This window comes from Massilia endophytica (assembly GCF_021165955.1).
Taxonomy (GTDB): Bacteria; Pseudomonadota; Gammaproteobacteria; order Burkholderiales; family Burkholderiaceae_D; genus Rugamonas; species Rugamonas endophytica.
Genome location: NZ_CP088952.1, coordinates 1,371,301 through 1,387,775, shown reverse-complemented (window position 1 = coordinate 1,387,775; position 16,475 = coordinate 1,371,301). Strand labels below are relative to the sequence as shown.

Genomic DNA, 16,475 nt, shown 5'->3' with positions numbered 1-16,475 from the left:
CCCGCGCCAGACTGCGGCGCGGGCTCTGTGATTAAGATCCTGCGTGCTACTTGAGGAGCTTAGTGTAAGGTTTTATGCAGGCCTTGTAAATCGTACACGTGCAGCTCGGCCAGGTGGCGGATACCGGCCACCGCGGCTTCTGCGCCCGCAATGGTCGTGTAGGTCGTCACCCGCGAAGCCAGCGCGGAAGTACGGATTGTACGCGAGTCCGAGATCGCATTGCGTTTCTCTTCAACCGTGTTGATGACCAGGACAATCTCGTGGTTCTTGATCATGTCCACCACGTGCGGGCGGCCTTCCAGGACCTTGTTCACCGGCGTCACCGGCAGGCCTGCTGCCGCGATCACGGCGGCGGTGCCCTTGGTGGCGCACAGGGTGAAGCCCGCATCGACCAGGTCGCGCGCCACTTTCACGGCGCGCGGCTTGTCGGCCGCCTTCACGGACAGGAATACCTTGCCGGAGGTCGGCAGCTTCACGCCCGCGCCCAGCTGCGACTTCACGAAGGCCTCGGCGAAGGTCTTGCCCACGCCCATGACTTCGCCGGTCGATTTCATTTCCGGGCCCAGGATGGTGTCCACGCCAGGGAACTTCACGAAGGGGAACACCGCTTCCTTCACGCTGTAGTAAGGCGGCACCACTTCCTTGGTCACGCCCTGCTCCGCCAGCTTCTGGCCCACCATGCAGCGCGCCGCGATCTTGGCCAGCTGCAGGCCGGTGGCTTTCGACACATAAGGCACGGTACGCGAAGCGCGCGGGTTCACTTCCAGCACGTAGACCACGTCCTGGCCGTCCTGCTTCTGGATCGCGAACTGCACGTTCATCAGGCCGATCACGTTCAGGCCCTTGGCCATCAGCGAGGTCTGGCGCTTCATCTCGTCGATGGTGTCCTGCGACAGCGAGTAAGGCGGCAGCGAGCAGGCCGAGTCGCCCGAGTGCACGCCTGCCTGTTCGATGTGCTCCATCACGCCGCCGATGAAGGTGGTTTCACCGTCCGAGATGCAGTCCACGTCGCACTCGATGGCGTCGTTCAGGAAGCGGTCCAGCAGTACCGGCGAATCGTTCGACACCTTCACAGCTTCGCGCATGTAGCGTTCGAGGTCGCGCTGTTCGTGCACGATTTCCATCGCACGGCCGCCCAGCACGTAGGAAGGACGCACGACCAGCGGGTAGCCGATTTCCTGCGCCAGGGCCAGGGCCTCGGTTTCGGTGCGCGCGGTGCGGTTCGGCGGCTGGCGCAGGCCCAGGTCCTGCAGCAGCTTCTGGAAACGCTCGCGGTCTTCGGCGGCGTCGATCATGTCGGGCGAGGTGCCCACGATAGGCACGCCGTTCGCTTCCAGGTCCAGCGCCAGTTTCAGCGGGGTCTGGCCGCCGTACTGCACGATCACGCCCGCAGGCTTTTCCAGGTCCACGATTTCCAGCACGTCTTCCAGCGTCAGCGGCTCGAAGTACAGGCGGTCGGAGGTATCGTAGTCGGTGGACACGGTCTCGGGATTGCAGTTGACCATGATGGTCTCGTAGCCGTCTTCGCGCATGGCCAGCGCGGCGTGCACGCAGCAGTAGTCGAATTCGATACCCTGGCCAATACGGTTCGGGCCACCGCCCAGCACCATGATCTTCTTCTTGTCCGTGGGGTTGGACTCGCACTCCTCGTCATACGTGGAGTACATATAGGCCGTGTTGGTGGAGAACTCCGCGGCGCAGGTGTCCACGCGCTTGTAGACCGGGCGGATCTTCATCTCGCGGCGCTTGTTGCGCACGGCGGCGTCGGTGGTCTGCAGCAGGTAGGCCAGGCGGCGGTCCGAGAAGCCCTTCTGTTTCAGCTTGAACAGGGTGGTGCGGTCCAGGTTATCCAGCTTCTGGGTGTCCAGCCACAGCTCCAGGTCCACGATCTCCTTGATCTGCACCAGGAACCACGGATCGATCTTGGTCAGGCCATACACCTCTTCCAGGGTGAAGCCCTGGGCGAAGGCGTCGCCCACGTACCAGATGCGCTCGGGGCCCGGCTCGCCCAGTTCCACTTCCAGCTTCTCGCGGTCGGTGGTTTTCTGGTTCAGGCCATCCACGCCCACTTCCAGGCCGCGCAGGGCCTTCTGGAAGGACTCCTGGAAGCTGCGGCCGATGGCCATCACTTCGCCCACGGATTTCATCTGCGTGGTCAGGCGGTTGTCGGCGCTCGGGAATTTCTCGAAGGCGAAGCGCGGGATCTTGGTCACGACGTAGTCGATGGACGGTTCGAAGGAAGCGGGGGTCGCGCCGCCGGTGATCTCGTTGCGCAGCTCGTCCAGCGTGAAGCCCACGGCCAGCTTGGCAGCAACCTTCGCGATCGGGAAGCCGGTAGCCTTCGACGCCAGTGCGGACGAACGCGACACGCGCGGGTTCATCTCGATGACGATCATGCGGCCGTCTTTCGGGTTGATGGAGAACTGCACGTTCGAGCCGCCGGTATCCACGCCGATCTCGCGCAGAACTGCCAGCGAGGCGTTGCGCATGATCTGGTATTCCTTGTCCGTCAGCGTCTGGGCCGGGGCCACGGTGATGGAGTCGCCGGTGTGCACGCCCATCGGGTCCAGATTTTCGATGGAGCAGATGATGATGCAGTTGTCCGCCTTGTCGCGCACCACTTCCATCTCGTACTCTTTCCAGCCGATCAGCGATTCCTCGATCAGCAGTTCGGAGGTGGGCGAAGCTTCCAGGCCGCGCTTGCAGATGGTTTCAAATTCTTCCTCGTTATAGGCGATGCCGCCGCCCGTGCCGCCCATGGTGAAGGACGGACGGATGATGACCGGGAAGCCCAGCTCGCGCTGCACGGCCCAGGATTCTTCCATGGTGTGCGACACACCGGACTTCGCCGAACCGAGGCCGATCTTGGTCATCGCATCCTTGAACTTCGAGCGGTCTTCCGCCTTGTCGATGGCTTCCGGCGTGGCGCCGATCAGCTCCACCTTGTACTTTTCCAGCACGCCGTTGCGGTGCAGGTCCAGGGCGCAGTTCAGCGCCGTCTGGCCGCCCATGGTCGGCAGGATCGCGTCCGGCTTTTCCTTGGCGATGATGCGCTCAACCACCTGCCAGGTGATCGGCTCGATGTAGGTCACGTCCGCCATTTCGGGGTCGGTCATGATGGTGGCCGGATTGCTGTTGACCAGGATGACCTTGAAGCCCTCTTCGCGCAGGGCCTTGCAGGCCTGGGCGCCGGAGTAGTCGAATTCGCAGGCCTGGCCGATGATGATCGGACCGGCCCCAATAATCAGGATGCTTTTAATATCAGAACGTTTTGGCATTTTTATTTCTTCTCCGCGGCTTCCATCATCGAGATGAAGCGGTCAAACAGGTAGGCGACGTCGGTGGGGCCTGGCGATGCTTCCGGGTGTCCCTGGAAGCAGAAGGCTGGCGTATCGGTGCGGGCGAAGCCTTGCAGCGAACCGTCGAACAGCGACACGTGGGTGACGCGGCAGTTGGCAGGCAGCGTGGCCGCATCGACGGCGAAGCCGTGGTTCTGCGAGGTGATGAGCACCTGCTTGCTGTCCAGGTCCTGCACCGGGTGGTTGGCGCCGTGGTGGCCGAACTTCATCTTCAGCGTTTTCGCGCCCGAAGCGAGGGCCATGATCTGGTGGCCCAGGCAGATGCCGAACACGGGAATCTTCCTCTCCATCAGCTCGCGCGTGGCCTTGATCGCGTAATCGCAAGGCTCCGGGTCGCCCGGACCATTGGCCAGGAAGATACCGTCCGGATTCAGCGCCAGCGCATCGGCGGCGGTGGACTGGGCGGGCAGCACCGTCACCTTGCAGCCGCGCGACGCCAGCATGCGCAGGATATTGCGCTTCACGCCATAGTCGAAGGCCACCACGTGGAAGCGCGGGTTCTCGACCTTGCCGTAGCCCTCGCCCAGCTTCCACTCGGTTTCGGTGAACTCGTAGGCCGTCTTGGTGGACACCACCTTGGCCAGGTCCATGCCGTTCAGGCCGGGGAAGGAGCGCGCCAGCTCGACGGCCTGCTGCACGGAAGGCTCATTGCCCAGCGTGCCGGTCAGGATGGCGCCTGCCTGGGCGCCCTTCTCTCGCAGGATGCGGGTCAGCTTGCGGGTATCGATGCCCGCGATGGCGACCACGTTCTCGGCCTTGAGGTAATCGGAAAGGGATTGGGTGGAGCGGAAATTCGAGGCCAGCAGCGGCAGATCGCGGATGATCAGGCCGGCGGCGTGGACTTTGGTGGCTTCGACGTCTTCGGCATTGATGCCGTAGTTGCCGATATGCGGGTACGTCAGGGTCACGATCTGGCGCGAGTAGCTCGGATCGGTGAGGATTTCCTGGTAGCCGGTGATCGAGGTATTAAAGACGACTTCGCCGATGGTATGGCCGGAAGCGCCAATAGAATATCCGTTGAAAATAGTTCCGTCAGCGAGGGCCAGGATGGCCGGAACGGCTGGGCCAGCGAAAAATGGCGGCAAGGGCAACTCCGTATAAAGTTACCGTAGCGGCGCCACGTCAGACGACCGGCATGAATCCGGGCTTGATGCCAGGTTGCGGTCAGATGATGATGGGTAAGAGTGGTAGGCGCTACGGTAGATGTGATTTGGCTAAACCTTTGAATTATAACCCAAACCACCCTTTCCGACAAGCCACCACCCTATTTCTTAAAGGGGACAGACCCCTTTAAGAAAGTTTCCTAAAGGGGTCTGTCCCCAATTAGGAAACTATTTCAGCCGAGGGCGGCGATGCCTGCTTTCGCGATCTGGGCGTCTTCCGAGGATTTCACGCCGGAAACGCCGACGGCGCCGACGGTGTGGCCGTCCACGACGATGTTGACGCCGCCTTCCAGCATGCCGTCCACTTCGGGCGCGCTCAGGAAGGCGACGCGGCCGTTGTTGATGATCTCTTCGTAGACGCGCGACTCGCGGCGGCCCAGCGCCGAGGTGCGCGCCTTGGCCGGGGCGATGTGCGAGGACAAAGGCGCGGCGCCGTCCAGGCGCTGGAGCCACAGCAGGTGGCCGCCGTCGTCGCAGATGGCGATGGATACGGGCCAGTTGTTGGCCAGCGCTTCAGCTTCCGCTGCCGCGGCAATCTTCTTCACGTCGGCGAGGCTGAGGAATGGTTTGGTCTGCATTGTTGTTGTCCTTCGGTTGATTTACTGGACGGCGGGCGATTCGCGCCGCGCCTTGAGTTTCTGTTTGAGCTGGGCCATCAGCGCGAGCGTGGCCTTCTCGCCCGCCTGCATGGCGCGCGCGCGGCTGGCGAAGTCGCTGCTGCCCATATTGCCCAGCGGCGGCTGGATCACGATGTCCGCATCGCGCAGCTCATACTGGTTGATGCGCTGGCCCATGATACTGAAGGTCTGCATAATGACTTCCAGCGAGGAGATCGCGGCCTGCGCCTCCGTCTGCGTGGAGATGTTCACGGCGATGATGAACTCGGCGCCCATCTCCTTGGCGAAGCGCACCGGCACAGGCGCCACCAGGCCGCCGTCCACATAGGTGTGGTTGCCGATGGTGACCGGCTGGAACACGCCCGGCACCGCCGAACTGGCGCGTACCGCCATGCCCGTGTTCCCGCGCTGGAAGAGAATGGGCTGGCCCGTCTTCAGGTCCGAAGCCACGGCGCCGAAAGGCAGCTTGAGTTTTTCGATGGGCCTATACTGCACGGCCTTGTTCACATAGGTTTGCAGGGCCTCGCCTTTGAGCACGCCGGAGGTTTTGCCGAACAGTGGCAGAGCCCAGTCGGAGATCGCCGCTTCGTCCATGTCGTTGGCCATCTTCTGCAGGGAGGCCGCGTTGTTACCTGCTGCGTACAGGGCGCCCACCACGCTGCCCGCGCTGGTGCCGACCACGATGTCCGGAACGATGCCGTTCGCTTCCAGCGCCTTGATGACGCCAATGTGTGCAAAGCCGCGCGCGGCGCCACCGCCCAGGGCCAGGCCGATCTTGACCTTGCGCTGTACGGGCGCTGGAGGGGGGATATTGGTGGGCGTGCTGTCGCTCAGCGCCGGTGGAATCACGGGCGGCACGGCCTGAGTAGGCGTTACCGGCGTGATCGCAGGGTGGGTGCTAGGGGCGACAGGGGTGCTTCCGCAACCGGCCAGCACGGCGGCGGCCAGGGCGGAGAGGATCAAGCGGTTCAAATGCATGGGGCAATCTGCTCAGTTAAGCCGCAGATTGTACCGTAAGAGCATGCCGGGGCGGCAGCCCCGGCAAAAGCGCTCAATAGCGGTCGTCGAAGGCGAAAATCGGCTTGCGCGTTTTCCACTTCCCGGCGGTGAAGTCCGGGAAGTCCAGCGTCTGGAAGTTCTGGGCGATGGACTGCTCGGACAGCGGCGTGATCGCGCTCCAGGTCACTGCATCGTAGATATCGATCGGCATCGGGTCGCGCGCCTTCAGCGCTTCAATGAAGGAGTGGATCACGAAGAAGTCCATGCCGCCATGTCCTGCCCCTTCCGCCTTCTGCGCGTACTTGCGCCAGAGCGGATGGTCGTATTTGTCCTGGTAGGCCTGGAAGTCTTCCCACTGGTGCGGCTTGCTCTTGCCTTCGATATGGATGGAATGGTTCACATCCATCCACAGCCCGTCGGTGCCCTGCACGCGGAAGCCAAGGGAGTATGGGCGCGGCAGCGAGGTGTCGTGCTGCAGCAGGATCGTTTCGCCGTTCTCGCAGGCGAGCGTGGTCGTCACCACGTCGCCCAGCTTGAACTGCGTCTTCGCGCTAGGATGCGAGGCGCCGCCCGACTGCTTGAGAATGTAGTCGTGCAGGCCGCGCGCCTTGGTGGCAAAGGAGTTGATACGCGTGAAGCGATTGCCGCGGTTGATGTTGGTGTACATGGCGCAGGGACCAATGCCATGGCTAGGATACAGCTCGCCATTGCGCCGCACGGAGTGTTCCGTGCGCCAGCGCGCTTCGGACCAGCCCTTGGCGCCATACTCAATGCCGCTGCCGTAAGGCTTGGCGGGGTCGCCGTTGTTGAACTTCACGGCCCGCAGGTCGTGCTGGTAGCCGCCCTGCAGATGCACCAGCTCCCCGAACAGGCCGGAGCGCACCATCTGCAGCACGGCCATCACGTCGCGGCGGAAGCACACGTTCTCCAGCAGCATATAGGGTGTATTCGTCTTGAGCTGGGTATTCAGCACGTCCCAATGGTCCTGCAGCGTGACGCCCGCGACGACCTCGCAGCCCACCGGCACGCCGGCCTGCATTGCTGCGATGGCCATCTCGGCGTGCCACTCCCATGGCGTAGCGATGATGATGCCGTCCAGCTGCCGCGCGTCCAGCATGCGCTTGTAAGCCTGCGGATCGCGGTCCTCGCCGAAGGTGCGGGGACGCGCCTTGCCGAATTTCTCGACCTGCTTGAGCGCCTTGCCCAGCATGATCGGCTCGATATCGCACAGGGCCGCCACCTCCACATCGTCGCGGCGCAGCAGTTCCTGCAGCAGCACCTGGCCGCGCATGCCGGTGCCGATCATGCCGATGCGTACCCGCTCGCGCGATGCGGCAAAAACGGGCGGCAGCAGCATGCTGCCCGCAATGGCGGCGCCGGCGGCGAGGAAGTGTCGTCGATTTAAAGCAGATTTCATGGTTCTCCTTCGTCTGTTCTTGTCATTACTGCGGCAGGCTGTTGACATCGACCGCAGGCTGCTGCCCCGTGGCGGGACGGCTGAAATTCTGGTTGACCGGTACGTAATCGGCAAAGAAGCCGCCGTTGCGCAGGTAGAAGCGGCCGTTATCCAGGCCGCCTGCATAGTCCATGCGCTGGGCATTGGTCACGGTGGCGTCGCCGGTGAGGCGCGCGGCCGTCACTTCAGACCAGGCGCCGTTCACGTTGCGCGCCCACTGGTTGCCGTACTGGACACGGCGGCCAGTATAGCCGTTGGTGTCGATGAAGTTCTCCAGGAAGGAGTGCGAGCCGGTGAGGTAAGTGGAAATGGCGGGACGCTTCCAGGTGGCGATGTAGCGCCACGTCCCCTGCTCTGGCGCATAGAACCACGCGGAGTAATCCGTGCTGCCTGCGCCGTCCGGGCGCGCGCGCGTGATGAAGCGGTAGGTGTTCCCCGCAACCCAGTTATACACAAGGTAGGTCTGGCCGCCCGTCCCCTCCCCGCCGAAGCTGTTGTCCACCACGCCCGGACCTTTGCTGACCAGGGTAGTCTTCGCGCCATTGTCCGCGTCCCATACCGAGAACAGGATCCAGCGTTCCGTGGTGGACTTCACCTGGATGCCGAAGTAGCCCTGCCCGAAGCCGTTAGCCATGAAGTAGGAACCGATCGGGTCCTGCCCAGCCGGAATGGTCATCTCGTTGTAGAAGTACTCGGTATTGGCCGGGGTGGTGTAACCGAGGTGGACCGACGGACCACGGCGCGACCAGTAATAATTGGCCGGGTCGTTCGCGAAGTTCAGCGGCACATCCGTCGTCACCTTCAGCGCGGATACGTCGCCGAAGTACGCGCCGTCCTTGCTCACGCCTTGCAGGTCCACCTTCACGTAGCCTGCCGCAGGCACGCTGACGGTGCCCACCGCATAGGTCTTGGTGCTGCGTCCCGCCAGGTTGACGGTGAACGGCGTGCCGTTCACGGTAACGCGGATGGTGCTGTTCCTGCTGCCCGCGAGCCGCGCGTCCAGTCCCAGCGTCACTGTGCCGGCGCCCGACATGCGGAAGTAGGCGCTGGTCACCGTGCCCGCATTGGTCCAGTTGGCGAGGCCGCTGTCGTTGATGATCTCAGTCGCACCGGCTGGCGCTGTGGTGACGAAGGCATTGCCTGCCAGCGCCACGGTGGACGTGGTTGCCGAGACCACCGTGCGGGCGGCCGCCTTCAGCGGCGCGGGGCCAGCCTGCCCCGCCGCCGGCTCGCCGCCAATGCCCGAACCGCACCCGCTCAATATCCATACTGCGGAACACAGGAACAAACGTCGTTGTTTCATGATGCCTCCTCGTCAGAATTCATATTCCGCGGTCAGGCGCACGGAGCGCGGCGCGGTGCGGCTGGCAACCTGCAGGTAGTTGTGGGCGATGGCGCCGCCGTCCTCGCGGGTTTCGTTATAGCGCTGCACCGTCTGGCGGTTCAGCACATTGAACACATCCACTTTCAGGCTCAGGCCCTTGGCGAAACGCGGCAGGTAGGCCACGTTCAGGTCGAGCTGGGCCTGCCATGGCAGGCGGCCCTGGCTGCCGCGCGGCGTTGGCTTGCCGTTGCAGTAGAAGTAGGCGGCGCCGTAGTCGTTGTCGAACTTGAGGTCCGCAGGCAGCTCGCCGATGCAGTTGCGCGGTGCGCCGGAGACCAATGCGAGGTTGGCGCCCACGTTCCACTCCGGCGTCACCTGCATGAAGCCATAGGCCTTGATGGCGTGGCGGCGGTCGCCCGGCAGATAGCCGAAGGCGTTGTACATCAGTTCCTTGTGGTCGTCGCTTACGGTCAGGCCCACATCGCCGCCGCCGATGGTGTCGGTCTGGCCTTCCATATTGCCCTTCAGTGCGGACAGGGTGTAGGTCACCTTGCCGTACCAGCCCTTGCTCAGGGGATGTTCGATGAAGACGTTCAGCGACTTGTAGGTACGGTCCGGACGCGGGTTGCCCCATTCCGCCGCGCTGATATCGACGCGGCGCAGGCCTTTGCCATCGGCGAAGTCGATCCACAGTGCGTTATCGCGGCCCGGGTTGATGATGGCGCACTGGAAGCCGGCCCAGTTGCTGGCATCCACATTGTTGCGCGCGGCCCAGGCATCGATGGGACGCTGGTCGCAGGTATCGTCGTTGGTGTCGTTCAGCTTGCGGTACAGGGCGCTGGCGCCTACCACCAGCTCCTTGCTCAGGGCCTTCTCGAAGCCGAGGGAGAGTTCGTCCTGCGACAGGGGCTTCAGGCCGATGGCGGTAACTTCCCGCGCATCGCGCGCCTGGCCGTAGGCATTGTTGGCCGAATACGGCTTGCTGATCGCGGTCAGGCCGGTCGGCGCCCCGGTCGTCGGGTCCACGCCCGTGTAGGTGAAGAACTCGCTGGTCGAGGTGAATGGCGCGGCCATATTGCTGGACAGGTTGGAGGGTACCGGCAAGTGGTAGCGGCCTGCGTTGGCGAACACCTTCAGCGAACCATCGCCCTTCACGTCCCAGGTAGCGCCCAGGCGCGGAGCGATCATGTTCCGCTGCGAGATGAAGGCATCGCCATTGCTGGTGTAGTTGGTGAACTGTTCGCGGCGCAGGCCGATATCCAGCAGAACGTGGTCGGTGACCTGGTAGTGGTCCTGGACATACTGCGCCGACTGCTCGCTGGTCGGATGTGCGAGATTGGTGTAGACGTCGCGGCTCACGTAGTAGCCCTGCACGCCATAGCCGCCGCCTTCCAGGGGCGTCGCGAAAGCGCCGTTGATCGGGCGGCTCGGGTCCGCCGCCTTGCGGTAGGTCCAGCGGTAGCCGCCCGCGAGGATGATGCCGACCTTGGAGTCGATATCGAGGCGGTCGATGCCGCCGCGTAGCGAATGCGCGCCCAGCTTGTATTCCACGTCGAAGCGCTTGCCCTTCTGGCGGTCGCCGGAGGCCGGATCGACCAGGTTGCCAGTCACGGTCTGGGGATTGTTATAGACCAGGCCCGGCACGCGCGCCGTCACGGCGGAAGAAGTCTGGGCCAGCGTCGGGTTGTAGCCCTCGGGAATGCGGCGGTGGATCGTGCGCGAGTCGCCGTACAACGCCGTCACGGTCAGGTTGTCCGTCAGGTAGCCGGTGTACTTGAATACATTGATGTTCGAGCCCGGCGCACTGCCCGCGCCGCAGCAGTTGATGGTGGTCTGCGCCGCGCCGCCCGGCACGTTGTCGCGCTGCAGGGTTTCGTAGTTGAAGCCGAAGGCCTGGCTGCGCGTGGTGGTGCGGTCGTACAGCTTCGTGAATTCGAAGCGGTGGTCGTCGTTCAGGTAGTAGTCGATCTTGGCAAGGTAGCGTTTCACCTCCGTTTCGCTGCTGCTCCAGCCGGTTGCAGTGCTCGTGCCGCCGCTGCTGGCCGCGCTCACTGCCTCGGAATCGGTCTTGGTACGCTCCAGGGCCACGAAGGCGAACAGCTTGTTCTTGATGATCGGGCCGCTGCCGTAGATGCCCGCCACACGGCTGGTGCTCTCGTTGTCGCGGTTCCAGTACAGCAGCTTGCCGTCCGTATCGGGATTGGCGCCGGTGTTCGGGTAGTAGATATTCTCCGTGCTTCCCTTGAGGCGCGCGGGCGTGGTGGAGAGCTTGCCGCCGAACTCGAACTTGTTGCCCCCGCTCTTGGTCGTGATATTGACAACGCCACCGGTAGAACGGCCGAATTCCGCGCCATAGCCGCCCGACAGCACCTGCATGTTCGAGATAGCGCCAAAGGGCAGTTCGGATGCGCCCACCTGAGTCAGGATGTTCGTGACCGGGAAGCCGTTGACGTAGAAGGCGTTCTCCGACTGGCCGCCGCCGCCGATGGAAGGCGCGTTGCCGTACTGGCTGTTCGTGCCGCGCGCCACGCCGGGCGTCAGCTGGACGACGGCGGCAACGTCGTTCGCGACCGGCAGCGTCTTGAGCTCCCTGGCGGTGAAGACCACGCCATTATTCGTGTTGGAGACATCGATCAGTGTGCGGGCGCCGCGAACGGTCACGGTCATGGCTTCGCTCACCGCATTGAAGTTCACCTCCGCGCCGCTGCCCACCACCGCTTCCACTTCGCGCGTGTCCTGCACCGTACCGCCGCGCACCACGCGCGCCGCATAGCGGCCCGGCGGCAGCGAAGTGGCCACGAAGCGGCCCGACGCATCCGGCACCAGCGTACGTTGCGTGCCGGTCGCCAGGTTCTCCAGCACCACGGTCGCGCCGGCAGGCGAGCCCACTTCGCCGAAGATCGTGGTGGTGGCGTTGGACTGGGCCAGCGCGTGGCCGCTGCCGCCAGCCAGGGCCAGCCCGATCAGGATCGCAGTTGCCTGGCTGATGGCGCTCTTGCGGAGGTTAAAGTGGCTTTGGTGCATGCGGATATCTCCCTTGGTTGATGTTATGGTTTCCAGCAGCCGCTCTTGGATGCGGCCTCAAAATCGAAAGAACCGGTGTGGCGATGAACTTACTCTAGAAACAAAAACAAGCAAGGTCAACACAAAAGAAAGCATATTTCGAAAAATAATTAAGAAAACCTTTCGCTTTCCGAGTCAACACGTCAACAAACTTTCGATATCGTAGCAAATGCGCTACATCGAGCCCAAGCCGTCGCGCAAATAACTTTCTTTTTTCTTTCGTATTTGACTTTTCGAAAATCGATCCCTATCATTTGGTTCAAACAACTCAAGAAACACTTTCGATGACCACCTTATTTCAGCGCACGGTTCAGGCCTGGCGCGACATCGGCGGACTGGACACCGCCGAAGAAATCGCGCAGCAGCCCCGCCTCTGGCGCGCGCTGGCAGCGCAGCTCCTGAAGGAGCACGACCGCATCGCCGCCTTCCTCGGCGACAGGCTGCATAACCCGGCGCTGCGCGTGATCCTTACCGGCGCCGGCAGCTCGGCCTACCTGGGCGAGATCGTTGCGGACGACATCAACGCGGCCTGGCCCTGCCAGGTGCGCGCCGTACCCACTACCAGCCTGCTGACCCACCCTGGCCTCTATCTGGATGCGGCGGCGCCTACGCTGCTGGTCTCCTTCGGCCGCAGCGGAAGCAGCCCGGAAAGCACAGCCGCCGTGCAACTGGTGCGCGAACGCGTGGCGGATGCGCGCTTCCTGAACATCACCTGCAATGCGGAAGGCGCCCTGGCGCGCGACAATGCGGAAGACAGCGCAACCCTCAACCTGCTGATGCCCGCCGCCAGCTGCGACCGCGGCTTCGCCATGACGAGCAGCTTCACCTGCATGCTGCTGGCCGCGCTGGGCGTGTTCGATCCGGAGTTCCAGCCGGAGTGCCTGAACAAGCTCGCCGCGCTGGCCGATGAGGCGCTGCTGGCCTGGTCCGGCCCTGTTGCGGAACTGGCCTCGCAGTCTGTATCGCGCGTGGTCTACCTGGGAAGCGGCCCGCTGGAAGCGCTGGCGAAGGAAGCGGCGCTGAAGATTCTTGAACTGACGGGCGGGAAGGTGCTGGCCATGGCCAACAGCGCCCTCGGTTTCCGCCACGGTCCCAAGGCGGCAGTAACAAATGAAACGCTGGTGGTGCTGTTCCGCAGTACCGACCCGCTGTCCCGGCGCTACGAACACGACCTGCTGGCCGAGCTCCAGCGCGACCAGGTGGCCGGCCGCTGCCTGACAGTAGGCGCGGGAGCCGATATCGGCGTGGATGCGCCGGCATGGCCCGATGCCTGGCTGGCGCCCCTTTGGCTGCTGATGGCGCAGCAGTACGCGCTGCACCAATCCGCGCTGCTGAACCTTCGTCCCGACAATCCCTTCGCTGGCGGCATCGTGAACCGCGTTGTGCAGGGTGTGACCATTTACCGCCATGACGACTTCTGAACGCCGATACCACGGCCTCGACATCGGCGGCAGCAAGATCGAGCTGGTGTCCTATGCCGAAGGCGACGAGCTGCGCGAGCTGCACCGCGAACGCATTGCCACGCCCGGCGCCGATTTCGCGGAGTTCGTGCAGGCCATCCAGGGCCTGATCGCGCGCGCCGACAAGGCCGTGGGCGCCCGCGCGCTGACCGGCATCGGCCTGCCGGGCATTATCGACAGCGCGAGCGGACGCCAACTGAGTTCCAACGTTCCCGCCCTGAACGGGCGCCTCGTGGTGAGCTCCCTGCAGGAGGCATTGCAGCGGCCCGTCGCCATCGGCAACGACTGCCAATGCTTCGCCCTCTCGGAAGCCCAAGGCGGCGCCGCCGCCGGACTGCCCACGATGTTCGGCGCCATTCTTGGCACCGGCGCGGGCGGCGGCTACTGCGTGGAGGGCCGCCTGATGCGGGGCTGGAACGGCCTCGCGGGCGAATGGGGCCACTGGCCCGTGCCCGCGGCCCTGCTGTCCGCGTATGGCCTGCCGCTTCTCTCCTGCCCCTGCGGGCGCGAAGGCTGCCTGGAACGCTATGTCTCCGGTCCCGGCATGAGCCAGCTGCACCGGCAGCTCGGCGGCGGCGACGAAACGCCGCTGTCCATCGTCGCCCATGCGCAGGCGGGGTCGGCGACCGCCGGGAAAACGCTGGAAGTGCATGCCGACCTGCTGGGCCAGGCCCTGGCCAGCCTGGTGCTGGCGCTCGACCCGCATGCGATTGTGCTGGGCGGCGGGCTGTCCCAGCTCGCCCACCTTTACGAAAAGCTTCCTGGCGCAGTACAGCGCCACCTCTTTGCCGGGGCGCGCACCCCACCCATCCTTCCGCCGCGCTTCGGCGATGCAGGCGGGGCACGCGGCGCCGCCCTCCTCGCCCGCCAACAACTGAGCGATCAACAGCCATGAACAACAATGCTTCCCTCTCTCCCATCCAGCAGGTTGTGGCGGCACACCGGCGCGGCGAGGCCGCGGGCCTGTACAGCGTCTGCTGCAGCCATCCCACCGTGCTGCGCGCCGCCATGCGCGTGGCAGCCAGCTACGGCTCGGTGCTGCTGGTGGAAGCCACCTCGAACCAGGTGGACCAGTTCGGCGGCTACACGGGCATGACGCCGCAGGTGTTCCGCGACTATGTGCACCAGCTGGCGCGCGAACAGGGCTTCCCGCTGGAGCAGCTTGTGCTCGGCGGCGACCATCTCGGCCCGAATGCCTGGCAGGGGCTGGACGCGGCAAGCGCCATGCAGCATGCGGAAACACTCATCGCCGCATACGTGGCGGCGGGCTTCCACAAGATCCACCTGGATTGCAGCATGCGCTGCGCCGACGATCCCTCATATCTGAGCGACGAGATCATCGCCGAGCGCTCGGCAAGGCTATGCACCGTCGCCGAGCAGGCCGCCCAGCAGGCCGGCCTGCCGCCGCCGGTGTACGTCATTGGCACCGAAGTGCCGATTCCAGGCGGCGAAGCCAATCTCGCGCAGGCAGGCGCCGTTACCTCGCCTGTCGCCGCGCGCCGTACCCTGGACGTGCATTGCAAGGCCTTCCTCGACAGGAAACTGAACGCCGCCTGGCGCCGCGTCATCGCCATGGTGGTGCAGCCGGGCGTGGACTTCGACCATAGCCATATCCAGCATTACGACGCCGCGCAGGCGGCGGAACTGTCGGACTTCATCGCCGGGCAGCCGGGCATCGTGTTCGAGGCCCATTCCACGGACTACCAGCAGGAAGCCGCGCTGCACCGCATGGTGCGCGACCACTTCGCAATCCTTAAAGTCGGTCCGGCCGCCACGTTTGCGCTGCGCGAAGGCCTCATGGCGCTGTGTCGCATCGAGGAGGAGCTGGTGCCTGCAGGCCAGGCCTCGCGCCTGATGCAGGTGCTGGACGAAGCCATGCAGGCCGAGCCCCGCCACTGGCACAAGCACTACCCGGGCAGCATCGCCGAACAGCGCCTGCTGCGCCGCTACGGCCTGAGCGACCGTTGCCGCTACTACTGGGGCGAGCCGCAGGTGGCAGCCGCCGTGGAAAAACTGTGCGCCAACCTCGATGCGCGCGAAATTCCCCTGGCCCTGCTCAGCCAGCATTTGCCGGAACAGTATCTCGAAGTGCTGCAAGGCCAGCTCGCGACCACCACCTCCGCCCTGCTGGAGCACAAGGTGGGCCGCATCCTGGGCCAGTACGCGCGCGCCTGCTGCCGCAATGCGGCTGACAGCGAGGCCGCCGCTGCTGGCAGCGCCGCCGCGATCTGTTAAGCTCGGGATTTTTACTCATCCACAGCAGATCATGCGAAATTCCAGCCAGCGCCGCGCCACCATCCTGCAAGCCCTGACCCAGAACGGTTCGGTACAGGTGAACCAACTGGTCGAGCAGCTTGGCGTTTCCGCAGTCACCATCCGCAGCGACCTGAGTGTGCTCGAATCACAGGGACTGGCCACCCGCAGCCACGGAGGCGCAACCCTCATGCGCACCCCGCCCACGGAGCACACCATTCCGCAGAAGGACGCGCTCAATCACGAGCAGAAGGAACGCATCGGCGCCTTCGCCGCGCGCATGGTGGAGCCGGGCGATAACATCATCATCGATTCCGGCACCACCACCATCTCGCTGGCGCGCCACCTGCGCAGCGCGAAGGACGTGACGGTCATGACCAATGGCCTGAACATCGCCTGGGAGCTGGCGGATGCGCCGGGGGTGGACCTGATTCTCACGGGCGGCCTGCTGCGCAAGCAGTCGCTCTCCATCCAGGGCACCCAGGCCGAGGCCTGCCTGATGGCGTACAGCTTCGACAAGCTGTTCCTCGGCGTGGACGGCTTCGACCTGCAGTTCGGCGTCACCACCCACCATGAAGCCGAGGCGAGCCTGAACCACAAGATGGTGGAGCGGGCCAAGAAGATCATCGTCCTTACCGACGCTTCCAAATTCGGGCGCGTCAGCCTGCACCGCATCGTGCAGCTGAACCGCGTTCACACTGTTATCACCGATGCTGGCATCAGCCAGGAATACCGCGAAGGCTTGCGGGATGCTGGCATCGAATTGCTTATCGCGGAATAG

At 64.3% G+C, this 16,475-nt stretch carries 11 protein-coding genes; 4 read left to right on the top strand and 7 right to left on the bottom strand.

The genetic code is table 11. From position 1 onward, the window contains the following. Positions 1-59: 59 nt before the first annotated feature. The 7 genes from carB to LSQ66_RS06325 all read right to left on the bottom strand — a co-directional run bounded on the left by carB (position 60) and on the right by LSQ66_RS06325 (position 11,942). Entirely contained in the window at positions 60-3,278 is a 3,219-nt protein-coding gene (carB, locus tag LSQ66_RS06355) for a carbamoyl-phosphate synthase large subunit (RefSeq protein ID WP_231768952.1), read from the bottom strand. Positions 3,279-3,280: 2 nt separating this feature from the next. Further along, a complete protein-coding gene (carA, locus tag LSQ66_RS06350) occupies positions 3,281-4,444 on the bottom strand; it encodes a glutamine-hydrolyzing carbamoyl-phosphate synthase small subunit (RefSeq protein ID WP_231768951.1) in 1,164 nt (387 codons plus the stop codon). A 251-nt stretch (positions 4,445-4,695) separates the two neighbouring features. Next, a complete protein-coding gene (locus tag LSQ66_RS06345) occupies positions 4,696-5,100 on the bottom strand; it encodes a GlcG/HbpS family heme-binding protein (protein ID WP_231768950.1) in 405 nt (134 codons plus the stop codon). 21 nt (positions 5,101-5,121) lie between these two features. Further along, positions 5,122-6,117, bottom strand: coding sequence for a patatin-like phospholipase family protein (locus LSQ66_RS06340; RefSeq protein WP_231768949.1), 996 nt, complete (start codon positions 6,115-6,117; stop codon positions 5,122-5,124). Positions 6,118-6,190: 73 nt separating this feature from the next. Beyond that, complete coding sequence (locus LSQ66_RS06335) at positions 6,191-7,555, bottom strand: Gfo/Idh/MocA family protein (RefSeq protein WP_231768948.1); 1,365 nt, start codon at positions 7,553-7,555, stop codon at positions 6,191-6,193. 25 nt (positions 7,556-7,580) lie between these two features. Next, on the bottom strand, positions 7,581-8,897 hold the full coding sequence (locus tag LSQ66_RS06330; protein WP_231768947.1) for a DUF3472 domain-containing protein: 1,317 nt from the start codon (positions 8,895-8,897) through the stop codon (positions 7,581-7,583). Positions 8,898-8,909: 12 nt separating this feature from the next. Further along, positions 8,910-11,942: a TonB-dependent receptor gene (locus tag LSQ66_RS06325; protein ID WP_231768946.1), complete on the bottom strand. Its 3,033-nt coding sequence runs from the start codon at positions 11,940-11,942 to the stop codon at positions 8,910-8,912. A 323-nt stretch (positions 11,943-12,265) separates the two neighbouring features. On the opposite strand from LSQ66_RS06325, the gene LSQ66_RS06320 reads away from it, so the two are divergent. Genes LSQ66_RS06320 through LSQ66_RS06305 form a run of 4 tightly spaced genes read left to right on the top strand, consistent with a single transcriptional unit; the run spans position 12,266 to position 16,475 of the window. After that, complete coding sequence (locus LSQ66_RS06320; RefSeq protein WP_231768945.1) at positions 12,266-13,402, top strand: SIS domain-containing protein; 1,137 nt, start codon at positions 12,266-12,268, stop codon at positions 13,400-13,402. Continuing rightward, positions 13,389-14,336, top strand: coding sequence for an ROK family protein (locus tag LSQ66_RS06315; protein WP_231768944.1), 948 nt, complete (start codon positions 13,389-13,391; stop codon positions 14,334-14,336). The genes LSQ66_RS06320 and LSQ66_RS06315 overlap by 14 nt, the downstream gene beginning before the upstream one ends. Next, on the top strand, positions 14,333-15,676 hold the full coding sequence (locus tag LSQ66_RS06310) for a D-tagatose-bisphosphate aldolase, class II, non-catalytic subunit (protein ID WP_231768943.1): 1,344 nt from the start codon (positions 14,333-14,335) through the stop codon (positions 15,674-15,676). Before LSQ66_RS06315 ends, LSQ66_RS06310 begins: the two co-directional genes overlap by 4 nt. 31 nt (positions 15,677-15,707) lie before the next feature. After that, positions 15,708-16,475, top strand: a complete 768-nt coding sequence (locus LSQ66_RS06305) for a DeoR family transcriptional regulator (protein ID WP_231768942.1) — start codon at positions 15,708-15,710, stop codon at positions 16,473-16,475.

Coding starts and splice junctions, on each gene's coding strand:
- carB (WP_231768952.1), bottom strand. CDS start 3,278: ATGCCAAAACGTTCTGATATTAAAAGCATCCTGATTATTGGGGCCGGT.
- LSQ66_RS06345 (WP_231768950.1), bottom strand. CDS start 5,100: ATGCAGACCAAACCATTCCTCAGCCTCGCCGACGTGAAGAAGATTGCC.
- LSQ66_RS06340 (WP_231768949.1), bottom strand. CDS start 6,117: ATGCATTTGAACCGCTTGATCCTCTCCGCCCTGGCCGCCGCCGTGCTG.
- LSQ66_RS06335 (WP_231768948.1), bottom strand. CDS start 7,555: ATGAAATCTGCTTTAAATCGACGACACTTCCTCGCCGCCGGCGCCGCC.
- LSQ66_RS06330 (WP_231768947.1), bottom strand. CDS start 8,897: ATGAAACAACGACGTTTGTTCCTGTGTTCCGCAGTATGGATATTGAGC.
- LSQ66_RS06325 (WP_231768946.1), bottom strand. CDS start 11,942: ATGCACCAAAGCCACTTTAACCTCCGCAAGAGCGCCATCAGCCAGGCA.
- LSQ66_RS06320 (WP_231768945.1), top strand. CDS start 12,266: ATGACCACCTTATTTCAGCGCACGGTTCAGGCCTGGCGCGACATCGGC.
- LSQ66_RS06315 (WP_231768944.1), top strand. CDS start 13,389: ATGACGACTTCTGAACGCCGATACCACGGCCTCGACATCGGCGGCAGC.
- LSQ66_RS06310 (WP_231768943.1), top strand. CDS start 14,333: ATGAACAACAATGCTTCCCTCTCTCCCATCCAGCAGGTTGTGGCGGCA.
- LSQ66_RS06305 (WP_231768942.1), top strand. CDS start 15,708: ATGCGAAATTCCAGCCAGCGCCGCGCCACCATCCTGCAAGCCCTGACC.